This is a genomic window from Aureispira anguillae, from assembly GCF_026000115.1.
In the GTDB taxonomy this organism is placed as follows: Bacteria; Bacteroidota; Bacteroidia; order Chitinophagales; family Saprospiraceae; genus Aureispira; species Aureispira anguillae.
In genome coordinates this window covers 6853177-6877153 of the sequence record NZ_AP026867.1, presented here as the reverse complement: position 1 = coordinate 6877153, position 23977 = coordinate 6853177, and the positions used below count along the sequence as shown (strand labels likewise).

At 34.2% G+C, this 23977-nt stretch carries 22 protein-coding genes; 14 read left to right on the top strand and 8 right to left on the bottom strand.

Features of this window, described 5'->3' with window-relative positions; translation table 11 throughout:
• Positions 1-87: 87 nt before the first annotated feature.
• Positions 88-678 carry a Crp/Fnr family transcriptional regulator gene (locus tag AsAng_RS26755; RefSeq protein WP_264790210.1) on the bottom strand — a complete coding sequence of 197 codons (591 nt, stop codon included), beginning with the start codon at positions 676-678 and terminating at the stop codon, positions 88-90.
• A 523-nt stretch (positions 679-1201) separates the two neighbouring features.
• On the opposite strand from AsAng_RS26755, the gene AsAng_RS26750 reads away from it, so the two are divergent.
• Together AsAng_RS26750 and AsAng_RS26745 are read left to right on the top strand one after the other, a co-directional pair.
• Positions 1202-1744: a hypothetical protein gene (locus tag AsAng_RS26750; protein WP_264790209.1), complete on the top strand. Its 543-nt coding sequence runs from the start codon at positions 1202-1204 to the stop codon at positions 1742-1744.
• Between the two features lie 229 nt (positions 1745-1973).
• The gene (locus tag AsAng_RS26745) at positions 1974-2927 is read left to right on the top strand and encodes a ribose-phosphate pyrophosphokinase (RefSeq protein WP_264790208.1); all 954 of its coding nucleotides are present in this window, start codon (positions 1974-1976) and stop codon (positions 2925-2927) included.
• A gap of 170 nt (positions 2928-3097) precedes the next feature.
• On the opposite strand, the gene AsAng_RS26740 is transcribed toward AsAng_RS26745, so the two are convergent.
• Positions 3098-3865, bottom strand: coding sequence for a sulfite exporter TauE/SafE family protein (locus AsAng_RS26740; protein ID WP_264790207.1), 768 nt, complete (start codon positions 3863-3865; stop codon positions 3098-3100).
• Positions 3866-3977: 112 nt separating this feature from the next.
• Positions 3978-4391: a methylmalonyl-CoA epimerase gene (mce, locus tag AsAng_RS26735; protein ID WP_264790206.1), complete on the bottom strand. Its 414-nt coding sequence runs from the start codon at positions 4389-4391 to the stop codon at positions 3978-3980.
• A gap of 451 nt (positions 4392-4842) precedes the next feature.
• Here mce and AsAng_RS26730 point away from each other — a divergent pair, with 451 nt between their 5' ends.
• The 8 genes from AsAng_RS26730 (at position 4843) to AsAng_RS26695 (ending at position 12997) form a co-directional block, all read left to right on the top strand.
• Positions 4843-5400, top strand: coding sequence for a class I SAM-dependent methyltransferase (locus AsAng_RS26730; protein ID WP_264790205.1), 558 nt, complete (start codon positions 4843-4845; stop codon positions 5398-5400).
• 176 nt (positions 5401-5576) lie between these two features.
• Positions 5577-6575 (top strand): SMP-30/gluconolactonase/LRE family protein, encoded by a 999-nt coding sequence (locus tag AsAng_RS26725; RefSeq protein ID WP_264790204.1) that lies wholly within the window; start codon positions 5577-5579, stop codon positions 6573-6575.
• A 92-nt stretch (positions 6576-6667) separates the two neighbouring features.
• Positions 6668-6961, top strand: coding sequence for a DUF1330 domain-containing protein (locus tag AsAng_RS26720; protein ID WP_264790203.1), 294 nt, complete (start codon positions 6668-6670; stop codon positions 6959-6961).
• Positions 6962-7203: 242 nt separating this feature from the next.
• Entirely contained in the window at positions 7204-8241 is a 1038-nt protein-coding gene (locus AsAng_RS26715) for a type IV toxin-antitoxin system AbiEi family antitoxin (protein ID WP_264790202.1), read from the top strand.
• Between the two features lie 46 nt (positions 8242-8287).
• The gene (locus AsAng_RS26710) at positions 8288-9085 is read left to right on the top strand and encodes a hypothetical protein (RefSeq protein WP_264790201.1); all 798 of its coding nucleotides are present in this window, start codon (positions 8288-8290) and stop codon (positions 9083-9085) included.
• A gap of 230 nt (positions 9086-9315) precedes the next feature.
• Positions 9316-10182: a helix-turn-helix transcriptional regulator gene (locus AsAng_RS26705; protein ID WP_264790200.1), complete on the top strand. Its 867-nt coding sequence runs from the start codon at positions 9316-9318 to the stop codon at positions 10180-10182.
• An 86-nt stretch (positions 10183-10268) separates the two neighbouring features.
• A complete protein-coding gene (locus AsAng_RS26700) occupies positions 10269-12224 on the top strand; it encodes a tetratricopeptide repeat-containing sensor histidine kinase (RefSeq protein ID WP_264790199.1) in 1956 nt (651 codons plus the stop codon).
• Between the two features lie 23 nt (positions 12225-12247).
• Complete coding sequence (locus tag AsAng_RS26695) at positions 12248-12997, top strand: LytR/AlgR family response regulator transcription factor (RefSeq protein ID WP_264790198.1); 750 nt, start codon at positions 12248-12250, stop codon at positions 12995-12997.
• Positions 12998-13351: 354 nt separating this feature from the next.
• On the opposite strand, the gene AsAng_RS26690 is transcribed toward AsAng_RS26695, so the two are convergent.
• Positions 13352-15169 carry an AMP-dependent synthetase/ligase gene (locus tag AsAng_RS26690; RefSeq protein ID WP_264790197.1) on the bottom strand — a complete coding sequence of 606 codons (1818 nt, stop codon included), beginning with the start codon at positions 15167-15169 and terminating at the stop codon, positions 13352-13354.
• 314 nt (positions 15170-15483) lie between these two features.
• Between AsAng_RS26690 and AsAng_RS26685 the strand changes: the two genes are divergently transcribed.
• The gene (locus AsAng_RS26685; RefSeq protein WP_264790196.1) at positions 15484-16398 is read left to right on the top strand and encodes a M90 metallopeptidase family protein; all 915 of its coding nucleotides are present in this window, start codon (positions 15484-15486) and stop codon (positions 16396-16398) included.
• Positions 16399-16467: 69 nt separating this feature from the next.
• Here AsAng_RS26685 and AsAng_RS26680 read toward each other — a convergent pair whose 3' ends face one another.
• From AsAng_RS26680 to AsAng_RS26670, 3 genes are all read right to left on the bottom strand, one after another.
• Positions 16468-16722 carry a hypothetical protein gene (locus tag AsAng_RS26680; protein WP_264790195.1) on the bottom strand — a complete coding sequence of 85 codons (255 nt, stop codon included), beginning with the start codon at positions 16720-16722 and terminating at the stop codon, positions 16468-16470.
• A 454-nt stretch (positions 16723-17176) separates the two neighbouring features.
• A complete protein-coding gene (locus AsAng_RS26675) occupies positions 17177-17581 on the bottom strand; it encodes a hypothetical protein (protein ID WP_264790194.1) in 405 nt (134 codons plus the stop codon).
• Between the two features lie 18 nt (positions 17582-17599).
• Entirely contained in the window at positions 17600-20521 is a 2922-nt protein-coding gene (locus tag AsAng_RS26670) for a DUF7619 domain-containing protein (RefSeq protein ID WP_264790193.1), read from the bottom strand.
• A gap of 313 nt (positions 20522-20834) precedes the next feature.
• Between AsAng_RS26670 and AsAng_RS26665 the strand changes: the two genes are divergently transcribed.
• Positions 20835-22241, top strand: coding sequence for a hypothetical protein (locus tag AsAng_RS26665; RefSeq protein ID WP_264790192.1), 1407 nt, complete (start codon positions 20835-20837; stop codon positions 22239-22241).
• 19 nt (positions 22242-22260) lie between these two features.
• On the opposite strand, the gene AsAng_RS26660 is transcribed toward AsAng_RS26665, so the two are convergent.
• Complete coding sequence (locus tag AsAng_RS26660) at positions 22261-22800, bottom strand: dihydrofolate reductase family protein (protein ID WP_264790191.1); 540 nt, start codon at positions 22798-22800, stop codon at positions 22261-22263.
• A gap of 140 nt (positions 22801-22940) precedes the next feature.
• On the opposite strand from AsAng_RS26660, the gene AsAng_RS26655 reads away from it, so the two are divergent.
• Together AsAng_RS26655 and AsAng_RS26650 are read left to right on the top strand one after the other, a co-directional pair.
• Complete coding sequence (locus AsAng_RS26655; RefSeq protein ID WP_264790190.1) at positions 22941-23084, top strand: hypothetical protein; 144 nt, start codon at positions 22941-22943, stop codon at positions 23082-23084.
• Between the two features lie 85 nt (positions 23085-23169).
• Positions 23170-23952: a hypothetical protein gene (locus tag AsAng_RS26650; protein WP_264790189.1), complete on the top strand. Its 783-nt coding sequence runs from the start codon at positions 23170-23172 to the stop codon at positions 23950-23952.
• The last annotated feature ends 25 nt before the right edge of the window (positions 23953-23977 follow it).

Sequence of the window (23977 nt, the reverse complement as noted above, 5' to 3'; positions counted from 1 at the left end):
AGCATACTTTCACAAAGTACTTTTCGTTCAATCTTTAAAGATAAATAATATTGTGAACAAATCGATTAACAAAAGATAATACTGCTCCTAACTTTTCATCGATAATCGTTTCTTTATTCTTGACAAAGAAACAGGAGTTATGCCTAAAAAAGAAGCGATCTGTTTTTGAGACAATCTATCCAACAAATCTGCTCGTTCTTCTTTTAATCGCAAAAAACGCACTTCAGGTTTTTCATTCATATTTCCCCATATCTTATGCAGTGAGCTAATTAGTTTTCCTTTTAGAATATCGCTATAAGCCCTTAGTATATTAATATTGTTAAAAGCTAGAGCATCTATTTTTCGTATATCAACTTGGATAATGACAGAAGGCTCTAGTGCACTAATACAAAGCTTAGAAGGTTCTCCCAATAAAGTAGAGTACCAATTCCCAGAAATATCATTTTCTTTGTAAAAGTTAATAATAACTTCTTCTCCATTTTCATCTAAGTAATAAGTTTTAAACAATCCATTTAAAACTAAAAATATATTGGTATTCACCTCCTCAAACCTTACAAAAAAATCATTAGCGTTATAAGTCTTAAACACCACTAAATCCAAGACACTTTCAATATCTTCATCTTCCAAAAAAGGGTAACGTGTCCTGAAATGATTAATTACATCTAGCGATACTTCCATAATTAAGTCAATTGGTTTTGAGAAAACATCCTCTATTGTAAATGTATTTCTTAGGGATACTCAAACTTACACCTTTTCTATTGAACAGTCAATTTCTTTATATTTTATTTCCCTCCTTCTTATCAACCAAAAAGTTCAATCACTTAATAAACAATATTTTACGCACAAAAATATTAAAAACCTGTGGCTATACGCTATTGTTATTTTTCATTTTATCCAAAAGGCAATTGGGATGCACGCAAATTGAAATATGTTTCTCACAATAAGCTTTCTATGCTCAAGAATAATTATATTGCATATTTTCTGTTGAAATAAAACCTAAGTAATAAGGATGTTCTACCAACCATCCAATCCTTCCTAGTCTCTGTTAATTTTGGTAAAAAGAAAAACATAAAGGGAGATTTGTTCGTTTTCCATAAAAAACATTTTGATACTAAATACATTGTAACATAAGCAATCCTATAGCTCTATTTTTATTGAGCTATACTGCTAATAAATTACGATGTAATAAATAACATTCTACATGAAATTTATTTTTGTATTTACTGCCCTATTACTCTTACAACAAACCATCCATGCCCAAAACTCCGACTATGTTATCGATATCAACGACCGAAAGATTTATGGCACTGTTATTTTGAATACACCAGCTATCAATTCTAGTCAAATTAGTTTTAAGGATCAATCTGGAGTGGTAAAAAAATATCGACCTGATGAGATCAAAAGCTGGTCTAGAGGAAACTTGATTTATGAAACTAAATTTTATGCTCTTGGAAAGCGCAAAGGGTTTTCGGTATTTATGTTGCGCCTAACCCCAGAAAGAGGTAAATGCCATTTGTACGAATATTATAATACAAGTGGAGACATGGGATATACCCAAACCTTCTTGGAAAAAGATAAAAAAATGACAGAAGTTGATTATGGTCGTTTTCGTAAACAAATGGCGGAATATTTTAAAGATAACAAAGAGTTATCCGAAGCCATTAGTAAGAAGAAATACAAAAAAAGAGATTTATTGACAATCATTGAGTTGTATAATGAATGGCGTGAGTATTTGTGGAAGTAGACTTGAAGCTGTTCATTCATAAGATAGCGCTAAATAGAAACGACCTATTCCGTTCTATTATTTGTATGATAACCATACAATTATTGCGTTTCGATTCTGTTTTGTATCATAAAATTCAGTAAAAATTGTTTTTTCTCAAAAGCTAGTTATTATTTGTGAAGCCAATTAAATCTAATTACCTTTGTGGCAAATTAGGACTATTCTTCTAACAAGCACAGCATAACTAATCATGATTGAAACAATTATCTTTTCTGGAACAGGTACTCGTTACCTTTCCGAAAAAATTGCAGACTATTACGGACAAAGCCTAGGAAAAGTTGTCCTTCAACGCTTTAGTGATGGCGAAATGCAAACCAACATTCAGGAATCTGTACGTGGAAAGTATGTATTTTTTATCCAATCTACTTTTGCTCCATCGGACAATATTATGGAGCTTTTGTTAATGATTGATGCCGCCAAAAGAGCTTCTGCTGGCTATATCACTGCCGTAATTCCTTATTTTGGATATGCTCGTCAAGATCGTAAAGACAGACCTCGAGTAGCTATTGGAGCCAAATTGCTCGCTAACCTATTGATAGCAGCAGGAGCCGATAGAATTATGACAATGGATCTACACGCTGATCAAATTCAAGGATTTTTTGACATACCTGTAGATCATCTAAAGAGTGAAGCTATCTTTTTTAATCATTTAGAAAAAGAAGATACTAGCAATGTTATTTTTGCCTCTCCTGATGTAGGGAGTACAAAACGGGCAAGAGCTTATGCTCAGCATTTTGGTACAGGGCTTGTCATTTGTGACAAATACCGCAAAAAAGCCAATGAAGTAGCAGAAATGACTGTTATTGGTGATGTAACAGGCAAAGATGTTATTTTGGTAGATGACATTGTTGACACTGCTGGAACACTATGCCGTGCCGCTCAAATCTTAATACAAGAAGGGGCTAAAAGTGTTCGTGCATTTTGTACACATCCTGTATTATCTGGTCCTGCCTACCAACGTATTGAAGAATCAGAATTGACCGAAATGGTAGTAACGGATACCATCCCTCTGAAACAAACTTGTTCTAAAATCAAGGTTGTTCCTGCTGCTAAACTATTTTCTAGAGCCATTCGAAATGTACACGAATATCGCTCTATTTCTGCGTTATTTGTAGAAAAAAATAAAAGTGAATTGGCTAAATAGTAACTGGTCTTTTGTATAAAAAATGATAAACGTCTAGCAAGTAGGGAATGCTAGACGTTTTTTTTTCTAAAAAGAACCAATTTTTTATGTGATTTTGTATAGTATCTCCAATATCTATACCATTTAGCTCAACTCAACAAATTTTAACATTAACGTATTTCAAATCTAAGCTAATAAAGGAATTGATACAGCTCAAACATCTGAACAATTGCGATCACTAAGACAGCAATCAACAAATATCGGACAAAATCATTTGCCTTAGGATAACTCGTTGCAAAACGGGCGGCGATATAAGCTCCTAGTCCCTGCCCCAATGCCAAAAAGCTCCCAATTTCCCAATCAATTTTGCCAGCCCAACCAAAAACAACAATACAAACCGCTGTATACAAAGCAAATGCAGATAGTTTTACTCCATTGGCATCAATAAGGCTATATTTGCCAACCAAAGCTAAAAAGATCACTAAAAAGATTCCTGTTCCTGCTTGGATAAATCCTGCATAGAATCCCATCACTACAAAAACGGGCAAGAGCCACTTACTGATCTGATGCTCATAGTTGGTTGCTCTAATCCATTTTTTAGGGTTTGTCAAAACTAAAAGAAGCATTACCAACAACAAATATTTAAAGATTATTCTAAAATCATTGTTGTCTATTGTTATAGCTAATGCAACTCCTCCTAAGGCACCTATAAATATGGCTAAAATAATAAGCCAACTTCGTCGAAAGTTCAGATGGCCTTTTCGATAAAAAGTAGGCAAAGCCATTAGAGCCATTGCCATAATTCCTACACGATTTGTGCCATTAGCAATATCTCCATCCAATCCTATTACTTCTATAAGAATATATAGTGTAAGAACAGATCCTAAACCAGCTAAAGTAGCAATGAATCCAGAAAATGCCCCGCACAAAATAATCAATAGATATATTTCTATGTCCATAAACAAGTATAGATGTTATATCAGTTTTTTCAGTACAGATTTAGAAACTTCATTTGTCAAAAAACATCTTTTGTCAATTACCAACAAGGCATTAACTAGTGCTTTATCTAAGTTAGAGAGTAGTTTCTTCTCTTATTTCTTGACACAACTCAATTAAGACTCCATTGGTAGATTTAGGATGCAGAAAGCACACTAATTTATTATCTGCTCCTTTTTTAGGGCTGCTATTTAAGACAATAAATCCTTCTTGTTTCAGGCGTTCCATTTCTGCATAAATATCCTCTACCTCAAATGCAATATGATGAATTCCCTCTCCTCGTTTTTTAATAAATTTGGCAATTGGGCTATCTTCTCTAGTAGCTTCCAAGAGTTCTATTTTAGTTTCGCCGCACTGAAAAAAAGAAGTTGAGACACCTTCTGATTCTACCGTTTCTACTTTATAAGGTGTTGCGCCAAATAGTTTGGTAAATAACGCATTACTCTCACTTAAATCTTTAATGGCAATACCAATATGTTCTACTTTCATTTTTAATGCTGCTTTTTTATTCGAATAATTTCTTGTCTAAAATGTCCTCATTTGTGTATGAAGGTGCAAATATAAACAAGTTAGTACAAAATTAAAGGATAGTTCTAATATTCAATACCGCTCATTTAAAAGAACAAGAACATTAACAATTGATTTGCAGTTCAATAACACAGCATTAACAATCTTTTGTTGTTGAATAGAGAAGTATTGTAGACTAAAAAAAGTACTATTTCTTGCTTAAAAGCAAAATTATAGCTTACTTTTGTAGTCTCTGTGCCATTTTGTAATAAACAGAGTATCATGTATATCTAAAAAATCAATAACTTTTGGACAGACGAATAAGGCAACTTCAATCCCCCAAACATGGCTAAATAATTGGGTGCCAACCTTCGCTAAGAAAACCACATATCATTTGTATTTCACTAGTATTGTCCAATACAAAATTCAAAACATGGGTGCAATAAAATTTTTCATACAAGGCATCAAACACTTCAAAGAAGTTGGTACCTTTTCTAGATCTTCACATTTTGTAGGAAAAACAATGACCAAAGATAAGCACGTAAATTTTGGTGCCGCAAAATGTATTGTTGAACTGGGTGCAGGAGATGGTCCCATCACCAAACAAATCCTACAAAAAATGGCTCCTGATGCAAAACTTCTTTGTTTTGAGATCAATGATAAATTTTATGAAGAGTTGCAAACAAAATTCGGTCATGATGAGCGCATCACCATCATTAATGACGATGCAAAAAAATTAGGCGATTATATTCGTCAAGCTGGTTTTGAAGAAGCAGATGCAGTTATTTCTGCCATTCCTTTTGTTATTATTCCCGAAGATGATATTATTGAAGAAGCGCACAAATTCTTAAAAAAGGGTGGCAAATATGTTCAACTGCACTATTCTCTAGTTGCCAAAAAACGTTATGAGCGCATCTTTAACAACACAGAGATCGATTTTGTAATGCTTAATGTACCGCCTGCCTTTATTCACATCTGTGAAAAACTTTAGTCATCTGCTCACTCCTTTTCAAAAAATCATATAGGCGCTCTACAAGAGGGCCTTTTTTTATTGGATTTGTTTCTAAAAAAGCTTGACCCAAAACTACTATTTTTAGAACTTTTTACGATATTTTTTATCCGCTTCTTTGCTCAACTTTGTAGTATTCGTTAATCAAAAAGAATGATATGAATACGACAAAGTTTTACCATTATGTACTGCTACTTTTAGTTATCTTTTCTTCCTGTCACAAAGACAAAAACATCGATTCTCCTATCCTCTTACCCGATGAAATCATAGTCAATGATTTAGGTTTATACCCAGAAGGCATTGCGTATGATGAAAAGGAAAAAGTATTTTACATCAGTTCCGTAGCCAAAGGACGAATAAGTAAAGTCAAACTCGATGGTAGTTTTGAAACCTTTGTGGATGCTCCTAATTTAGTGTCTACCCTAGGAATGAAAATCGACCCCATTAACAATCGTTTAATTGTATGCGTATCTGATCCTGGTTTTGGAGAACGAAGCTCGTCCAATACAATGGCTCAATTGGCAGCCATTGCAATCTACGATATTTCAACCGCTAATTTACTGCACTTTATCCCTTTAAGTTCAGGTGCTCCACACCTCGCCAATGATTTAGTACTGGATAATGTTGGCAATATCTATATTAGTGATAGCTTTTCTCCTACTATTTATAAGATTGATAAAAACGGTCTTGTTTCCAAACTAATCGAAGATCCTAAATTTCTTCCGCAACCTATGAATTTTGGTTTAAATGGGCTGGCTTTTCACCCCGATGGCTTTTTAATTGTGGCAAAATATGATGAGGGAAAATTATTTAAAATTCCCCTATCTACCCCTGCTAATTTTTCAGAAATACACTTCACAACAGATTCAATTCCAGCTATTGATGGGATTCTTTTAACCGACAACAATACACTAGTTGTTGCCAGTAATAATTTAGGGGCAGGCAGTCATGAAAATGCAGTATATCGATTGACCTCTGCTGATAATTGGAATAGCATGAGCATCGTAAACAAAACGACAACAGGTTCTAACTCCTTCCCCACTACCTTTACCTTAGCAGAAGGTGATTTATTTGTTCAATATGCTCGCTTACAGGTATTGGTTGGCGGAAACACTCCCCCCGCAGATAATTTTCCGATCGTAAAAGTAACGTTTTAGCCCGTTTATCGTGCAACTCTTTGAATAGCAATTGGCGTATGCTATTTTTCTAATAGTTAATTCTGTAATTTTTTCACCAAAAACAAAAAAACATGAACCAAAAAGTTATCATGATTATAACCGCAAGCATTAACCCCCAAGAACCTGAAGCACTTAAAAATTATATAGAAAAAAGCAGTCCCTTATTTAAAGCTGCTGGGGGGCAAACAATTTCCAAGTATACGATTAATAATTCATTGGTTGGTACGACCCAACTAAACCTTGTTAAAATTATGGAATTCTCCTCTCGTTTGGCACTTGAATCTGTTTTTGAGGGTCAAGAATACCAAAAACTTTTGGCTTTTCGGGATAAAGCTTTTTTGACATTGAATATATATCTTAGTTAGCGGTAATTCAATTACTCGCAGAAAAATTAACTCATAAATTACATCCTATAGTTTTTTATCAAACTTCTATTTTTTTTGTATGAAAAACACTCTTGTATGTTTTTTCATTTTATAATTTATATCGTACAAATGTCATTATTAATTCTACAAAATCATCTAAAAGTTGATAGAAAAGCTAAAATAATATTTTTTGTACGATAAATACCTTTGTATGTTTTTTGGTTTTTTATATATTTACATACATGGAGAAAGATATTTTATATACAGCCTTAGAAAACTTCTATCAAACATCTAATCTAAGTTTAGATATCCATAGTTTATCAGAAAATTCTATAGACAATGATTATGATGGTACACTCAGATTAAAAAATGAATGTAATAGTGTAGATTTTCTATTTGAAGTTAAACAAAGACTTACATTATCAAAAATACATAAGACTCAAAAGTATTTTAATAGGAAGAGGACAAAAAATGTTATCTTAATTTCAGATTATATTCCAAATTCTATGAAAGAATATTTAAGAAATATGCAGCTATCTTATTTAGATTCAGCAGGAAATGCGTTTATCACAAACAAAAGAGACCTTTTCATATATGTAGAAACTAATAAAAATCTACCTCTCGCTTATAAAAAATCCAATAGAGCATTTAATAAATCTGGTCTTAAGGTTGTTTATCAAATCCTCATTGACGAAAGAGTTTTAAACAAACCGTACAGATATATAGGTTATATTTCCAAAGTTTCTATTGATACTGTAAGACGAGTTATAAAAGAATTACTAAGGGATAAATATATCATTCAACTTACAAAGAAAAAATATAAAGTAATAAGCAAAGAAAGATTGTTACAAGAATGGGTAACTGTTTTCAATAAAGTATTAAGACCCAAATTAAAACAGCAGAAGTTCACATCTCTAAATCCTAATTTAGACCATTTATTAAAAAAGCAAGTATCATATTCTATTGGTGGAGAGCTTGCTGCAGAATATTTATCAAATTTTTTAATTGGAGAGAATGCAATTCTTTATACAGAGTCATCATTCATAGACTTAGCTAAGAAACTAGATTTAAGACCTTCTCAAAAGGGCAAAATTACATTGTGCGAAAAATTTTGGATGGAAAGTGATGATGATACAAAAAATATTCATTCAATGAATCAAAAACCATATAAGTTCGTTCACCCTATTCTATTATATGCAGATTTATTAGATAATCCAACCTCTCGAAATTTAAGCACAGCTAAAATTATTTATAATACATATGTCAAAACTATTCTATAAAGCCTTAAGGAATTCTCATCTAAAAGATATAATTAATGATCTTCAGATGGCTTCTTCCGACTTAGGAATTGATTTTTTTGGAGTTGGCGCACTCGCACGCAATGTATGGTATGTTTCAAATAATGAGCAACCAAGAGGGACTAAAGATGTTGATTTTGCAGTATATATTCCTAACACAGAAAGATATAACGAACTCAAAACGAAATTAATTGAAAAGTATTCGTATAAAAAAATTTCAACCAATCAATTTTGCTTAATGTCACCCTATGGGATTCCCTTAGATTTACTTCCATTCGGAAAAATTGAAACATTAGATAATGAAGTTACTCTCAAAGAAGGGAAAGGGCTCATTTCAATTAATTTAGATGGGTTCTTGGAAGTGTATTTTAATGGATTAATTACCACTGAAATTGAAGGAGATAAAGTAAAGGTCTGCTCAATTCCCTCTGTTGTATTACTGAAATTAATAGCATATGATGATAGACCTGAAAATAGACCAAAGGATCCTTTAGATATAGATTCGATAATTCAACACTACCCAAATATAGAGATGGAATTGATTTGGACTCAATATACTTTTTTATATGAAGAAGATGAAGAGCACTTAACTTCTTATAAAATTGGAATAAAAGTACTAGGATACGAAATAAGTAAAATCATTATTAAAAGTTCAGAATTAACAACCAGAATAATTCACATACTCAATAAAGCCATTGAATTAAAATCTGACCTTGCTCAACAGATGATTCAAGACACCGAAAACGAAACAGTAGAACAAAAAACAACTATTCTAAAATTATTAAAAACAGGCATAGAAGAAGGATTAAAAAACTACTGCGAATAAGACCACTTTGAGGCGTTAAATCTAGAAGTTTCGTTCTAATCGAAAAATCACAAATTTTGCTTCCTCTGTAACGCTTACTTTTAGTACTTTACGTCTCTGCACGCCCCCTATTATCCCCTTTACAAAGAACTAGATAAGTACGTAAGGTGCATTCTGCGTGCTTACTTAAGTAACAAAGCAAAACAAACGATTGCAAGTTGTAGTAATCTTTTTGCACATAACCATTGAAGATGAGTTTTAAGATTCCTCAACAATTTTTAAATGCTACTGAAGATGTTGTTCTAAATTTTGACAACCAAACCTTTGTTCAATTCCATCGCAAAAAGGAATGCATAAAGCGCCCTGTAGTCTTAGATCAGCATCTCATTATGATTATTCTAAAAGGAGCCAAGGTAATGATTTCAGCAGAGGAGACATCTGTTGTTAATCAATATGAAACGCTGATTTTAAAACGTGGTCTTTATATCACTTCTGAAAAAATACTTGAAGATGGGCAATTTTCAGCACTGCTGTTTTTTATCCATGATGATTTTTTAAATCAATTTACACAAAAATACCAAGCCTATTTTTCTTTAACTCCAACCAATAATACGCCTCAACAGATATTCAAAATAGACGCTTCTTATAATTTAGCAGCTTATACCCAGTCGCTACTGCCTTATTTTGATGAGCAGCAACAAATAGCAATCCCTATTTTACAATTAAAAATTGAAGAGCTTTTATTGTCTTTGCTATTCTCTAATCAACGGAAGCAATTTGGCAATTTTCTTTTAACCATAGGCAATAAGGGACAACAAGCATTTAGAGCAAGCGTCGAAAAATGTATTTTTCTCAATTTAACAATTAAAGAACGGGCATTCTTAATGAATATGAGCGTATCTGCTTTTAAAAGAAAGTTTAGGGCTGTTTTTTCAGAAACCCCCGCAAAATGGTTTCGAGTGCAAAAATTGACCAAAGCACGTTTTTTACTAGAAACAACAACCAAAAACATTGGTGAGATAGCATTTGAAACTGGCTTTGAAAGTCCATCCCATTTCACACAGTTATTCAAAAAACAATTTGGATTATCCCCAAAACAACTTGCTCGTAAATTTTAATCTTGGGTAGGTCTATTGTCAATAGAAATCTGTATTTTGCCAACTCCATTTATAGATTTAAGTTATAGATGTAGACTAATAGCATTATGTCAGATATTCATCCTTACAAAATAACCAATAGCATGCCCAAGTGCCTTAAACTATTTTTTATCCTACTCTTTGGATTTAGCATCACTAAAACTCAAGGACAACCACAACAATATGTAGATAGTATGGAGGCAGCTTTTGCCGCAGAACCTGACTCTATACAAAAAACATCTATACTTTTCCAACTCGCTTTTGCCCACCTCTATTCGAATCCCCAAAAAGGACTGGAATATCTCGATCAAATACTTCCGTTAACCCCCAAAGATAGCATCGATCATAAGGCTGGTGCCTATAGTCTAATTGGTAGTACCTATGCTCAAATAGATTCGATACCGCTTGCAATCGATTACATCAATAAGGCCATTGCTACTTACGAATCTCCTGGCTTAACTATATTAAATATTGAAAAGAAAGTTGCTGGCTGCTATATTAACCTAGCCAATTGCTTCTTCTTCATCAAAGAATACGACCAAGCTTTGAAATATGCATACAAAGCATTGACCGCTTACCAATCCGTCGGATACACAGATATTAGTACGGTCTATGGGCTCCTTATGGCCTTAAACTTAAAACAAAAAGAACATTCTAAGGCCTTAAACAACGCCATAAAAGCCTTAAAATTAAGACCAATTGGTGTCAATGCTTTTAACGTAGGTTTGGTCTATATAGAATTAGAAAAATTTGACTCTGCGGCTTATTTTCTAGAAAAGGCACTAGAAGTATATGAGATTGACCAAAACAAAAACGATATTGCTTCTACAGCGAGTACATTAGCAAGGGTTCATCTAAAACAAAATAAATTAGAGTTGGCAACTCTTTATATTAACAAGGCTATTGCCTTAGAAGCACACCTTGTATCCCCACTTCATAGAATCGAATTGCTCAGTATCTTAGGAGATATTTACTTGGCTTCTAAAGAGTATCAAAAAAGCATTCTCACCTATAAAAAGGTTCAAGAGAATGCTCAACAGGTTGCTTCTCCTGAATTTGCCTTCATGGCTCAACAAGGTTTGGCGAATACTTATGTTGAACTCAACGATTTCAAACAGGCTTATCAACATAGCCAAGAAGCACTTTCGCTAAAAGATTCTATCCTAGATGAAACAAAGCAAGGACAAATCAAGGATTTCGAACTGAAGTATCGAATCCGCTATGACGCACAAAAGAAAGAACAAGAAAACTTATTGCTTTCTAAAGACTTGGCGCTTCAAAAGCTAGAGGTAACAGCCAATAAGCAACGATTTTATGGTATTTTAATACTTCTCTTGTTTGGTATTATCATTTCTTACTTGTTGCTAAGACAGTATAAAATTCGCTCTGCCCAGCAAATTGTACAGTTAAAACACCGCTTATTGCGCAATCAAATGAGTCCTCATTTTATTTTTAATGCGCTTATTGCCATTCAAAATTTTGTGTATAAAAATGACCCTAGAAAAGCGGGGAAGTACCTATCTTCTTTTGCCAAATTGATTCGGGCTATTTTGGAAAATTCTAGACAAGAATACATCACGCTGACCAAAGAGATGCAATGGCTAGAAAACTATCTAAACTTGCAATTGTTACGTTTTAATAATAAATTTGATTTTGATATTCAAATCGATGACCAGCTAGACTTAGAATCTGTCTTGATTCCTCCTATGTTGACTCAACCTTTTATAGAAAACGCACTAGAACACGGCATAAAAAGCATTGACTATCAAGGTCAATTGACTGTATCATTTTCTTTAAAAGATGATTTATTGGTCGTTGATGTACAGGATAACGGCATTGGTATTTCAGCCCCTAATATCAGTGAAGAAAAAACCAAACATATTTCTTTAGCAACAACCATCACCAAAGAACGACTTGACTTTTTAAACCAAAAAAGCAAAAAGAAGATTTATTTTGAAATCTCTAAGGTGGTTCCCTCTGGAACACTAGTTTCTTTTTCTATCCCCATCAAACATATTTATTAACCTCAAAACAACCCAATTTATAGATGTATGCATTAATTGTCGATGATGAACAAATGGCTAGAGAAACCATTAGCCAAATCATCCAACTTTATTGTCCTCAAATAAAAACAATAGCAGAGGCTCATAGCGTAGATACGGCTATCGCACAGATAAAAAAACGAAAGCCTGACCTACTTTTCTTAGATATTCGCCTAGAAGGGGGGAATGGTTTTGATGTCCTAAAAAGGGCAGCCATGGATGATTTAAATGTTATTTTTATTACCGCTTATGATGAATATGCGATTAAGGCATTTAAAGTATCAGCAATCGATTACTTGCTCAAACCAATCGATCCAGATGATTTTATTACGGCTGTAGAAAAAGCACATCAAAAAGTCACCAAGGAGTCTATGAATAGCCGTATTGATTTGTTCTTACAAAACATGGCGCAACAAAATGTAGATATAAAAAAAATCACCTTAAATACTGCTGAAAATTTCCACGTAGTTAATATTGAGGATATTATTTATTGTGAAGCCTATAAAAACTATACCACCTTCCACCTAAAAGAAGGCAAGCAAATTACCATTTCCAAAAATTTAAGAGAATATGAGGAGTTATTGCCTCGTTCTAATTTCATGCGTGCCCACCAATCGTATCTTGTTAATTTTAACCATGTTATACGATACGAAAAAGGCGATAAAAATCACCTCATCACAACAGAACACCATCAAATTCCTGTAGCCACTCGAAAGAAAGAGCAGGTCATACAATTTTTGAAGCAACTGAGATAATATTGCCAAAATTCGGATATGCGATAAAAACCCACAACTATTCAGAAAGTAGTTGCGCTTGTTCATTTGCCCAAATATACTGTATGAAATAGCTGAAATTTATAATTCAATCCATTATTTGATCCAAATATTATGAATTATGAATTATCAAATTTTAGTTCCAACTGTATCGTTATCATCTCTTTTACCAATACCTAGCCTCAGCAATATAGATAGAGTTATAATAGAGTATTAAATATTCCCTGCTTATAAGTAGCTTCCAAAGCACAGCACAAACTTAAAAATTGCTTATCAGCTAAAAAAGGATTTGGAAATGTGACAAAGCGACACATTTCCAAATCTTTAACTTGACATTTATACCTTATAAATATCTTCAATAAGGTCATTGTACTCTTCCAAAATAACTCGACGTTTGAGTTTCATGGTTGGTGTTAAATGCCCAGAATCAACATCCCAAGGACCATCAACCAATTTAAATTTTTTGATTTGTTCTACTTTAGCAAAATTAGGGTTCAATTGTTTGATCAAGTTTTCATAGTATTGGCATACTTTTTTGTCTTGAATCATTGCTGCTCTAGAAGTCGTATTAACATCATTTCTTTTACACCATTGCTCTAAGGTATCAAACGCTGGCAAAATCAAAGCAGAAACAAACTTTTTGTTATTTCCAATTACCATAACTTGCTCTACCAAGAAGTCCTCTCGGAATTTTCCTTCTATTGGAGCAGGAGCCACATATTTTCCACCAGAAGTCTTAAGCAGTTCTTTTTTGCGGTCAGTAATTTTCAAAAACTCTACCCCATCTTTCTTAATTAGCTTGCCAACATCTCCTGTCAAGAACCAACCATCTTCCGAAAACTCCTCTGCTGTTTTTTCAGGCTTATTATAATACCCCAACATCACATTGGGACCTTTTACCGTTATTTCCCCTGCATCAGGACCATAAGCATCTTCATCTACATCAATACGAACCGTTACCTTATCAATGACAGGCCCTACCGTTCCTAACAAAGCTAGTTTGGGTCGATAACCACTCACTGCAATAGCAGGAGACGTTTCTGTCATTCCATACCCCTCTCGCACAGGAATACCAATAGCAGAAAAGAATTGAGCCATTTTTCGAGGACAAGCAGCAGCACCTGTCAAAATACCTTTGACACGCCCTCCTAAATTATCTCTAACCTTGCTAAAAACAATTTTATCTGCCAATTTCCACTTAATAGAATTAAATCCAGAAGGTTCAAAATCATAGGCATATTGAGCCGTCAAGCCCTCCGCCCAAAAGAAAATCTTTTGCTTCAAACCGCTACCTTCTCTAGCCTTGGTTACTATTTTTTCGTATACTTTTTCTAACAACCTAGGAACTGTTGTAAAGAAATGAGGTCGCACCTCTTTTAGGCTCTCACCTAGCGTATCTATACTTTGGGCATATACAATACTAACTCCCAAATACATATAAGCATAAGTCACCACTCGTTCAAAAACATGACACAAAGGCAAAAAACTTAGGGCAACATCACCCTTTGCTACAGGCACCAATGGTCCCACTGCCTTTATATTACTCAATATATTGGTATGCGACAACATCACCCCCTTAGGATTGCCCGTAGTCCCAGAAGTATAAATCAACGTTGCTAAATCATCAGGTTTGATGGTTGCTTTTATCTTTTCAACAGGCGTTAAATCTCCCTCTGTAAGAATTGTTTCCCAGTGATGTACCTCATTGCCATTGTGGTCGGTTTCTCCTTTTACTTCATCAAAGGTAAAAATACCTTGTAAACTGGGTACGTCTGGTTGTGCTTTGCGGACTTTATCCAATAAATCACCATGCCCCAAAAAACAATATTTGATGGTAGCATCATTAAAAATATACACATAATCCTTGGGACTAATGGTTGGATACACAGGAACATTAATGACACCAATTTGAGCCATTCCTATATCCATAATATTCCATTCTGGTCTATTATTATGAGAAATAAGGGCAATTTTGTCGCCAGGTTTTACCCCCATTTGAAGCAATCCTAAACTTACTTGATTCGCTAGCTTAATAAATTCTTCTGTACTATAGCTGTAGTTATGTCCTTTTATATGTTTACCACCAATAGATGCAGCAAGCGCCCCTTGTGACAACTGGTAATAAGGAATCTCAAATAATCTTGTAGGATTCATATAGTTCTTAATTGTTTTTGGTAATTTAAACTTTTTTTAGTGCACAATAATCTGCCATTGAGGAAAAATAGTGAAAATATTGTACAGAACCAATTTTTTTTAAAAACAAAAACATTTCCTAAACGTATCTTTTTCTACATTGTTACATTCTTAATATTGTTAGGTTAACAGATAAGTATCAAGCCCTGTTCTACACTTTGAAGAAAAGATTTTATTATTATATTACAGGGGTTAAATACAGACATTCCCCCTAATCAATAACATTCCAGAACTGTTTTCTGTTCTTACTAAATAAATTTCGAAAAACAACCATTATGTTTGCAGGTTTAATTTATATCCCTTTCCTCCTCCTTGCTGGCATTTTTTTCTTAATGGCTTACTCCAACTATATCATTCCATTTTCGCTTCTATGGATTGGTATTATTCCTTTCACAATAGCCGTTGGAGCCTATATTATTAGAAACGGTCTTAATGAATGGTGGTACACCAGACATCCCCCTGGGCTTAGCGACATGGAAAAAAATATTCTTGCTCGTTTTTTCCCTTACTATAGACAACTTAGCTTACGCCATAAAAAAAAGTTTGAAGATCGAGTTTCTGTTTTTCGGTTACAAAAGCAATTTCAGATGCGCTTGTTAGAAAAGATTCCTGGTGATTTGCAACTGTTGCTTTCTGCTACAGCCATCCAGCTATCGATGGGAATAGAAGGACAAAAAGAGTTTTTGAGCGACTTGGGAATGATCGTATTTTTCCCCAAAGAATTTATTACCCCAGATATTAATACACAATTGCATCATGTAGAATTAAATACGGATATTTTCAATTGTTTATTAATTGGCATTGAGTTTTTTGTACAGGGGCTTAAAGATCCCGAAAACTACTATCATTCTGGCTTACATGGAATGGCAAAGGCTTTTAAGATTGAGCATGGTTATTCTGATGACGATATCCCTTATCCAGACAAAAAGGAATTATTGGTGAAGTTGCATCATTTGAGAGAGTTTAAAATAGGCTACCAATTCCTTTATACAGGATTGCCCAATCTGGAAGTTTTCGAAATGTGTACCGAGCACTTTTTCCAAATTCCAAATAAAATGCAAGAACATTTGCCAGAGGTTTATCGTTATTTTATGGACATCTATCACCAAGATCCAGCCAACGAAAACAGTCCCATCATACAGAACATTGATGATCACTCTCAGATGGGTGGCAATCAAGAAGCAGCTTGATTTGAAAAAAAAGTAGTAACAAAATAAATTTGTTACTACGCTCTCATTTTATTTCATGTAGGTTCGTTACTACATTGTGTTATGATTGCTGTTACAAGCTCCTTTGGTATAATCTACTATCCCATTACAACCTGCTACACAGCCATTACTATAGGTTACCCCATTACAGCCACAAACTGGATCGTATACCATTGGGCAATAACAATTAGGTTGGGGGCGCTCTACACATTTAGGAATAATAACTGCTGCCTCTCTTTCGCAGCCCATCAACATAAAAATAGTAATTAGTAGTGCAAAAAAGGATAGTTTGTGTGGTGTCTTCATAATGAATTTTATTTTTACTTATAATAATAAACCACAAACATACAAAAACATTCTATAGCAGAAAAGCAAATATTAAAAATAAACTTCTATTCTAAATAAACAAAACCTCTAGTGTCCCACCACTAGAGGTAATTTTAACAAGCTATTCAACCTAGAAGTCCTAATAAAAAGCTCCCAAGCATTCCTTTATCAACCTTTCGATCAATTGTTTTCATTTCCGACAAGACGACTGCAAAGACAATCTTGGCATTCCTTTAATGTTTCAAAAGGAACATCTTCACCAATATGGATATACTCTTCGCACGGTTGTTTTATTAAAATAATCTGAGTACCAAACAAAGCAGGTAAAGGAGACTTATAAAGTATTGTCTAAGCTAAAATCATGTTTCGATCTTAGTAGACCGCTTGCCTTTAAGCTGTTATAAGGTCTAAAATCTAACGTGCAACGATCTAATTAATCTCGCTCAAACTTAATCATGGGACCGTCCACCTCTGGATGATCGGATAAAATCAAATCTCCACGTTGAAAATAGAAATCGTATTCAGATGTTCCTATTGTTATTTTTGATCCATTAACACTATAACTATGAGTACTGGTTGTTTTTATGGATACATAAGAATTTGCACTCAAGGTTGTATTAATTAGAACATCAACAGTATTATTACTGGAGTTGAATGTCCAAGTTATATCATCTTTGGCAAACGATTCTATCCCCATAAGTCCTGCCGAGTAAGCTGTTAGATTCCATTCTCCATCCAATGGAGAAACAACCACCTTCTCTGCGTCTTTTGTACAACTTACAAAGAGTAACATCAATGCAAAAGCAAACAAATTCGTTTTTAAAATTCTACTTTTCATAATAATTGGATTTATTGATTATTTCGCTATAATTTTTCCTGTTCCAATAAGTTCATCATCCCCAATCAACTGAAAGAAATAAACCCCAGCATTGAGATTTTTTCGTTGAATGTTAATTGTTTGTTTTGATCTTACCTGCTGGTACCCTACTTCTCTACCCATTGCATCTACAATTCTAATTTCTAGTTTAGCAAAGTCCTCTCCCTTTACAACAACCCTCGCCTCTTCCTGAAAAGGATTGGGATAAACATCAATAGTGGTTTCGGGTCTATCAATAATTTTTACTAGATCGATAATAAAATCCTCTTCTAATGTATGAAAAGTTGTATTGGTCAATACAGGTGGATTTCGATCAAAAACAATAGCTGCCGTGTTATAAATCACTGTTCCCAAAGGAAGATCAGGACGTTGCTTAATCTTAAACTTCACAAAGCCATGAGAAGCAGGTTCATTAGCAGTACTATCTGGCAATTTTATCGGGTTAAATGTAAAGACCAAGATACCATCATCTTTTAACTCCCATTGATAAGGATGACTGCTAGCGCCAGCAACCACAGTTAAAGGATCTAAATAACTGGACAAGGTATCTGATATTACAACACTAAAAGCGGTATCTGTTCCTGTATTTTGAAACCGAATATGGTACTCTAAATCTGTATTCACTTCAATCGCATGAGTAGCGCCATATCCCCTTGGTATTCCACGTTTATCGTTAGGGTCCCACGATCCAACATTTTGCTGACAATCAATAGATATAGCTGGACTTCCATCATCTTCTATATATTGACCTAATACCCCCACAGACATATTCGAATTTAAGGGATCTGCTACACACATTGTAACCCCCAAAGCACTATAAGCACTATGCGGATGATTGGCATCCTCTTCTGCCTGCAAACGATAAGCAGCACCATTGGTCGTATGTATTACTTCTCTGATGCTATCCCCAGGACCAAGGTTAAAATTTCGAATAAATAACATGACATGATCTTCTGTAACAAAATACTGCCGAGTCGCTCCCATTGGCCCCGTTCCAATATTTCGAATGAAATACACAATGCTATCTCCATAACAGGTTCCCTTTACATCTATATCCGATTGATCCCAAAATGGGCTGCTATTTCCACACAAAGTATCTGGATAAATGTGTGCTTGTACGCAATGGGTTGCTCCCAATTGGGCATAACAACTAACGGAGGTTGTTATGGTAAAAGAACCACAAGCTCCTGCTGGAATCGTTCCCATATTAAACAAAAAAGTGTTGATTCCTCCCCCTGTTACTGCTCCCCATGAGATACTAGAGTGAACTAAGGTCAGAGTGGTATCTAAGGTAACATCTATCGTAGCATTGAGTGCATCCGCCGTTCCACTATTACAATATGAAACCGTATAAACAGTTGTTGAACAACGTCTCAATAAGGAAGTAGAAATATCCACATTTAGGGAAGGGCAACTAAACAGCCCTCTAGCTCCAAAATGAAGCGTGTCCGAATTATGGAGTTGGGTAGAAACTAAGTTTACACTGTCAATGCACAATCCCCATAATGTATTAGGAAGGTTCACCTTAACAGTAAAAGCCCCCGTATCTACTTCAACATCATAATAGCCTGTACTATCTGTTGTAGCATAAACAACAGTGCCATCTGCCCTTTTTATTTCTATCATCCAATTCGCAAGCCCTAATTCTGCACTATCTTGAATACAACTCGCATTATCATCTTTGTATACATATCCCTGTACTCGATGATGGGCTCGATTTAATAAGGAATCTATTTTAACTAAATAAGCTTTACTGCTATAATCTCCGACCATAATATAGCCGTGACTATTGGTTGGACGTATCACCTTACCCTCATTTGCTGTACTTTCATCAAAGGAGCGCTCCAATAGAACATTTCCAGCCAAATCCAACTTCACCACCATAGCAATATCCAACATTATATTAAGTATAGCATGGGGAAAAAATCGGCTCCCTGTTACGACATAATAACCAGCTGGATCATAAGCTACATGCATTGCTCTTCCTGTAGCGCCGCCTAGTGTCGCCCCTATATCCAAAGTCGTCCAAAGTATATTCGCTCCTGTCTTATCTATCTTAGCAATGGTAGGGGTTGTTCCAGCAATACCATGGGTCTCCATTACAACAACATAAGAACTATCTGGATGCTGTACTACACTATGCAAACTAGACATCGTAGTTCCACTATAGGTATGTACCCAAGTACTGTCCCCATTTAGATCCACCTTGTATAACATAGGAGTATGATCTTTAAGCCCTGCTAAAATATAGCCTCCATCCAAGGTCGGTTTCATTGCTTCCGTCCAAACATCTTGATAGGTTTTGTTCCATATTATAATGCCTGTAGGCGTAATTTTGATTAACTGTGTTTGGAGAAGATCTATTGGGGCACCTAACGTAATATGAGATCCTATTGCCAATATATAGTTACCATCTAAAGTAGCTTCTAAACTAATATTATCAATAGTACAAGGACCTCCTCCCTGCGTACAATAACTATTGTAGGTTTTAGTCCACAAGGTATCTCCCAAAGAATTGGTTTGAATCAGATGAATCAGCCCCATATTTGCCCCTGCCAATAATAAATTCGTATTGGGCATTTCTAGCAATGCCAATTTTGAGAAGCCAACAACATTAGCACTATCTGAAAAATAGCTTTTTTCCCAAAGCGTAAATCCCTGTGCATCTACCTTTACCAAAGTTGGGTAATCTCGAATGGCTCCTGTTGCATAAGATTGTATCCCTGCCATAACATAACCACCATTACTTGTCTCAACCACATCTTCACCATCAAACATAGAGCTTGCCCAAGGTAAACTTGGGAGTTGAGGCCCATCTAGTTTTCTAGTCCATTCTTGTGCTTGTACTTGCCAAACTAAGATAAAGATTAATAATAGGCTCGAAATGTATTTCTTATTCATAACAATTATATAGATTGTGCTGTTCCCAAACCACTCTCAAAACTTAACGTCTATTTATAGGTTTATCATCACCTTAAAATAGGTTCACTTCGTGAATTAATTGTGGGGTTAAATCGTGAAGTAGTGAGCTAATTGCTCTTCAAAAAATTCTTATATTCTACTCTACAAACTTCACTATAAATATTATCTTGATCAAATACAATATATTACATTTGTTTATCATTATTTAGGCATTTTATTTCATAAATAGTATAATATCAGTTACTTTTAATAGCAAAATTAAAATTTCGTTTTTCATATCTAATATAGAGTAATGAATAAATCTAAATTAATTAACATTCTTCGCACCTTTTCAAGTAAAGAAAAACGGCATTGCCAAGCTTGGATTGCTTGTTCAATCAATAATCAGCGAAAAGATGTCTGTGATTTGTACGATTTTTTATGGGAAATGGACTTAAAAGAGCAATATTTAACAAAACCCCTTGCTTGGGCAAGTATTTATCCCAAGTCGCCTTATAACGATGGAAAAATGCGTCAAATCATCCATCGACTTCTAGTTGCCGTTGAGCATTTTTTAATTTACGATCAATTGCAAAAAACAGAAGGCAAAGCAGATCTTTTATTATTAGAAAATCTCAGAGAGCGTAAACTTTTTAAGTTATTAAACAAAGGCATCAAAAATACCAAACAAAATGCTCAATCTCTATCCACTCAAAATTGGAAAAGTTTGCGTTTTGCCTACGAATTGGAAACCCTCCACTTCAATGCCGCAGAACAAGAACAGCGCACTAGCTCTCTCAACTTGCAAGAGTTATCTGATGCGCTAGATATTCAATATTTTGCCGACAAATTACGAAAAGCATGCCTATTATATTCTAGATTGGTCGTTTTTAAAATGGATTACCAGCCCAAAATGTTAGAGGTAGTCTTAGAACAGGTCAAAGAATTAGATTACTTAAAAATCCCTGCTATTGGTCTTTATTATTATTGTTATCAATCCTTTACCACAACGGAAAAGGCAGATCATTATTTCCAAAAAATGATGGATTACTTAAGGGATTATGCTCCTGTGTTTCCTCCACAAGAAATACGAGAATTGTATCTTTTAGCCATTAATTATACCATCAAAAAATTAAATACGGGCTCACAATGGCATCTAGAAAAAGCCTATGAATTATACAAAACAGGTATTACACAAGGTTATTTATTGGAAGATGGCATTTTAACTCCTTTTACCTATAACAATATGATCAGTATTGGGATACAAATGACGCATTATGAATGGGTAGAACAATTTATTTATGAATACAAAAATAGAATTGTCCAAGAAGAACGAGAAGGCGTTTTTCAGGAGTGTTTGGCAAAATTGTTTTATGCTCAAAAACAGTACAAAAAGGCGCAACAACTCTTGGTACAAATACAAACCAAAGACATCTTAAGAATATTATCTTGTAAGGTGCTCTTATTACGAATTTACTATGAAACCAAGGAGTTTGATGCTTTAGAGTCGCTATTAGATAGCCTAAAAATGTACTTGCGACGCAAAGAGGTGGTAGGGTATCACAAAGAAAATTACAATAATGTCACTCGTTATACACAAAAATTGGTGCGAGTGAATCCCTTTGATAAAGCTGCAAAAGCAAAACTAAAACTAGAAATTGAACAAACGGCAGTCCTCACAACTCGTTCTTGGTTGTTGGAGCAATTAGAGCTGTTATAAGATCATTCATAACAATAGCCTACTGTTCTTTTACATAATGTATTTGAATCAAGCCCGATTCGTATTGTTTGGTTGAGATTGCCTTCAAGTTAATTCGTTTTGTCTCTCCTTTAAATAAACGCTTTCCATCTCCCAAAACGATTGGAATAATTGAGACAATGTACTCGTCGATCAAATCTTTATCCATCAACATTTTTACGATTTGCGCCCCTCCATCACAATAAATATTCTTTCCTGCTTTGCTTTTTAACTCCGCAATTAACTCCTCAATGGGACGATTGTAAAATGTGATTCCATTTTCGCTTGGTCTTTCTTTTCTAGTAATTACGTAACAATCAAACTGCTCCGCTTGTGGAAACACTCCATTCGTTAATGTTAAGACCGTTTCATAAGTTTTACTGCCAACGATATAAGCATCCACACTGGAGGTAAAGGCCGCATAGCCATAATCTTCCCCCTCTTTCTCTACTATAGACAACCAAGAAATATCATCCTCCTTGGTAGCAATAAACCCATCCAAACTCATACTAATATATAATACTAACTTTCGATTACTCATGATCAATCTATTTTTAATGAAGTTGTTTTAAAAAAGCAGCTTAAGTTATTAAAAAAGAACGAGTTTCTTTGCTATAAAGATCTAAAAATCTGATATTCAAAGTAAATCAATAATATAAATATTGCTAAAAATAGTTACCAATGGGTTTGGAAAAAGATTATGAAAAAGAAAATACAGGATTAACAAACCTCAACCAAGGTTATACAAGTTATAGCGAAAACGATTTATCTGAATTTGTAGATAATAGCCCTGAAGCTATTGAAGCTAGAAAAAATTGCTGCTAAATGCTTTTATTCTAGAGGCAAAAATGGAAGGAAATAATCTCTGGCTAAAAGAACTAAATGATAGAAAAAATAAAATTCAAACAGAATGGAACGAGCTATATATTATGTACACAGAGGTTGTAGGCTACTTAGAGACATTACAAATTCCATAATAATTGTTTTAATTGGGGTTCTATGTCTTACTTCCAGTTGTTGTTTTTATGATTTCCCTAAAGAGGACTTTATTCAACCTAAAGCTTGGAATTTAAAAGAATCAGATTATCCTAATTGCTATACGTATGGGGTGCTATTAGTTGATCGTTTAGTAAATAATGAAAATTGGAAAATAGAGTGGTTACCTAATAACTATATTAGATTTCAAATAGGGAGTAGTACTGATAGTATTGATTTTGATATAATCCATAAAGAAGCTTTAGAATACGGTTTTTTCAATATCCTGACAAAAAAAAATGATCATGTACAATCTAAAATAATTCACTATTTAGATGATAATACTGCAATATTGACGGTTCCTGACGGTCTAGGAAGATCCTATTTTTTTTACCTCAAAAAGTTGACGAAAAAAATTACTATTCAACAATTAGAAGTAGACTTAAACGAATTGCCTGCCCTTATAATCAAAGATATTTTAATTAGAACGGAAGAATCCTATAGCATAAATGACAGTACTAATATGCGAACTATTTTTGCTTATAAATTAAATTTAAATGAAGGGAAAAGTAATATTTTGATGGAAAAAAAATATGAAGTGTTAGAAAAGAATGGAGGAAAGTATTTTTCTAATTATGAAAATGAAAACTTATTCAATTTTATTACCTTCTACTTTTGCCATAACAAAGATGCTGTATTTGAGCTATGTGAGCAATAAAAAAATTAGCAAAAGAAAAAATCTT

What these genes read in the sequence shown, in the direction of transcription:
- AsAng_RS26755 (WP_264790210.1), bottom strand. Translation starts at nt 678, where the DNA reads ATGGAAGTATCGCTAGATGTAATTAATCATTTCAGGACACGTTACCCT.
- AsAng_RS26750 (WP_264790209.1), top strand. Translation starts at nt 1,202, where the DNA reads ATGAAATTTATTTTTGTATTTACTGCCCTATTACTCTTACAACAAACC.
- AsAng_RS26745 (WP_264790208.1), top strand. Translation starts at nt 1,974, where the DNA reads ATGATTGAAACAATTATCTTTTCTGGAACAGGTACTCGTTACCTTTCC.
- AsAng_RS26740 (WP_264790207.1), bottom strand. Translation starts at nt 3,865, where the DNA reads ATGGACATAGAAATATATCTATTGATTATTTTGTGCGGGGCATTTTCT.
- mce (WP_264790206.1), bottom strand. Translation starts at nt 4,391, where the DNA reads ATGAAAGTAGAACATATTGGTATTGCCATTAAAGATTTAAGTGAGAGT.
- AsAng_RS26730 (WP_264790205.1), top strand. Translation starts at nt 4,843, where the DNA reads ATGGGTGCAATAAAATTTTTCATACAAGGCATCAAACACTTCAAAGAA.
- AsAng_RS26725 (WP_264790204.1), top strand. Translation starts at nt 5,577, where the DNA reads ATGAATACGACAAAGTTTTACCATTATGTACTGCTACTTTTAGTTATC.
- AsAng_RS26720 (WP_264790203.1), top strand. Translation starts at nt 6,668, where the DNA reads ATGAACCAAAAAGTTATCATGATTATAACCGCAAGCATTAACCCCCAA.
- AsAng_RS26715 (WP_264790202.1), top strand. Translation starts at nt 7,204, where the DNA reads ATGGAGAAAGATATTTTATATACAGCCTTAGAAAACTTCTATCAAACA.
- AsAng_RS26710 (WP_264790201.1), top strand. Translation starts at nt 8,288, where the DNA reads ATGGCTTCTTCCGACTTAGGAATTGATTTTTTTGGAGTTGGCGCACTC.
- AsAng_RS26705 (WP_264790200.1), top strand. Translation starts at nt 9,316, where the DNA reads ATGAGTTTTAAGATTCCTCAACAATTTTTAAATGCTACTGAAGATGTT.
- AsAng_RS26700 (WP_264790199.1), top strand. Translation starts at nt 10,269, where the DNA reads ATGTCAGATATTCATCCTTACAAAATAACCAATAGCATGCCCAAGTGC.
- AsAng_RS26695 (WP_264790198.1), top strand. Translation starts at nt 12,248, where the DNA reads ATGTATGCATTAATTGTCGATGATGAACAAATGGCTAGAGAAACCATT.
- AsAng_RS26690 (WP_264790197.1), bottom strand. Translation starts at nt 15,169, where the DNA reads ATGAATCCTACAAGATTATTTGAGATTCCTTATTACCAGTTGTCACAA.
- AsAng_RS26685 (WP_264790196.1), top strand. Translation starts at nt 15,484, where the DNA reads ATGTTTGCAGGTTTAATTTATATCCCTTTCCTCCTCCTTGCTGGCATT.
- AsAng_RS26680 (WP_264790195.1), bottom strand. Translation starts at nt 16,722, where the DNA reads ATGAAGACACCACACAAACTATCCTTTTTTGCACTACTAATTACTATT.
- AsAng_RS26675 (WP_264790194.1), bottom strand. Translation starts at nt 17,581, where the DNA reads ATGAAAAGTAGAATTTTAAAAACGAATTTGTTTGCTTTTGCATTGATG.
- AsAng_RS26670 (WP_264790193.1), bottom strand. Translation starts at nt 20,521, where the DNA reads ATGAATAAGAAATACATTTCGAGCCTATTATTAATCTTTATCTTAGTT.
- AsAng_RS26665 (WP_264790192.1), top strand. Translation starts at nt 20,835, where the DNA reads ATGAATAAATCTAAATTAATTAACATTCTTCGCACCTTTTCAAGTAAA.
- AsAng_RS26660 (WP_264790191.1), bottom strand. Translation starts at nt 22,800, where the DNA reads ATGAGTAATCGAAAGTTAGTATTATATATTAGTATGAGTTTGGATGGG.
- AsAng_RS26655 (WP_264790190.1), top strand. Translation starts at nt 22,941, where the DNA reads ATGGGTTTGGAAAAAGATTATGAAAAAGAAAATACAGGATTAACAAAC.
- AsAng_RS26650 (WP_264790189.1), top strand. Translation starts at nt 23,170, where the DNA reads ATGGAACGAGCTATATATTATGTACACAGAGGTTGTAGGCTACTTAGA.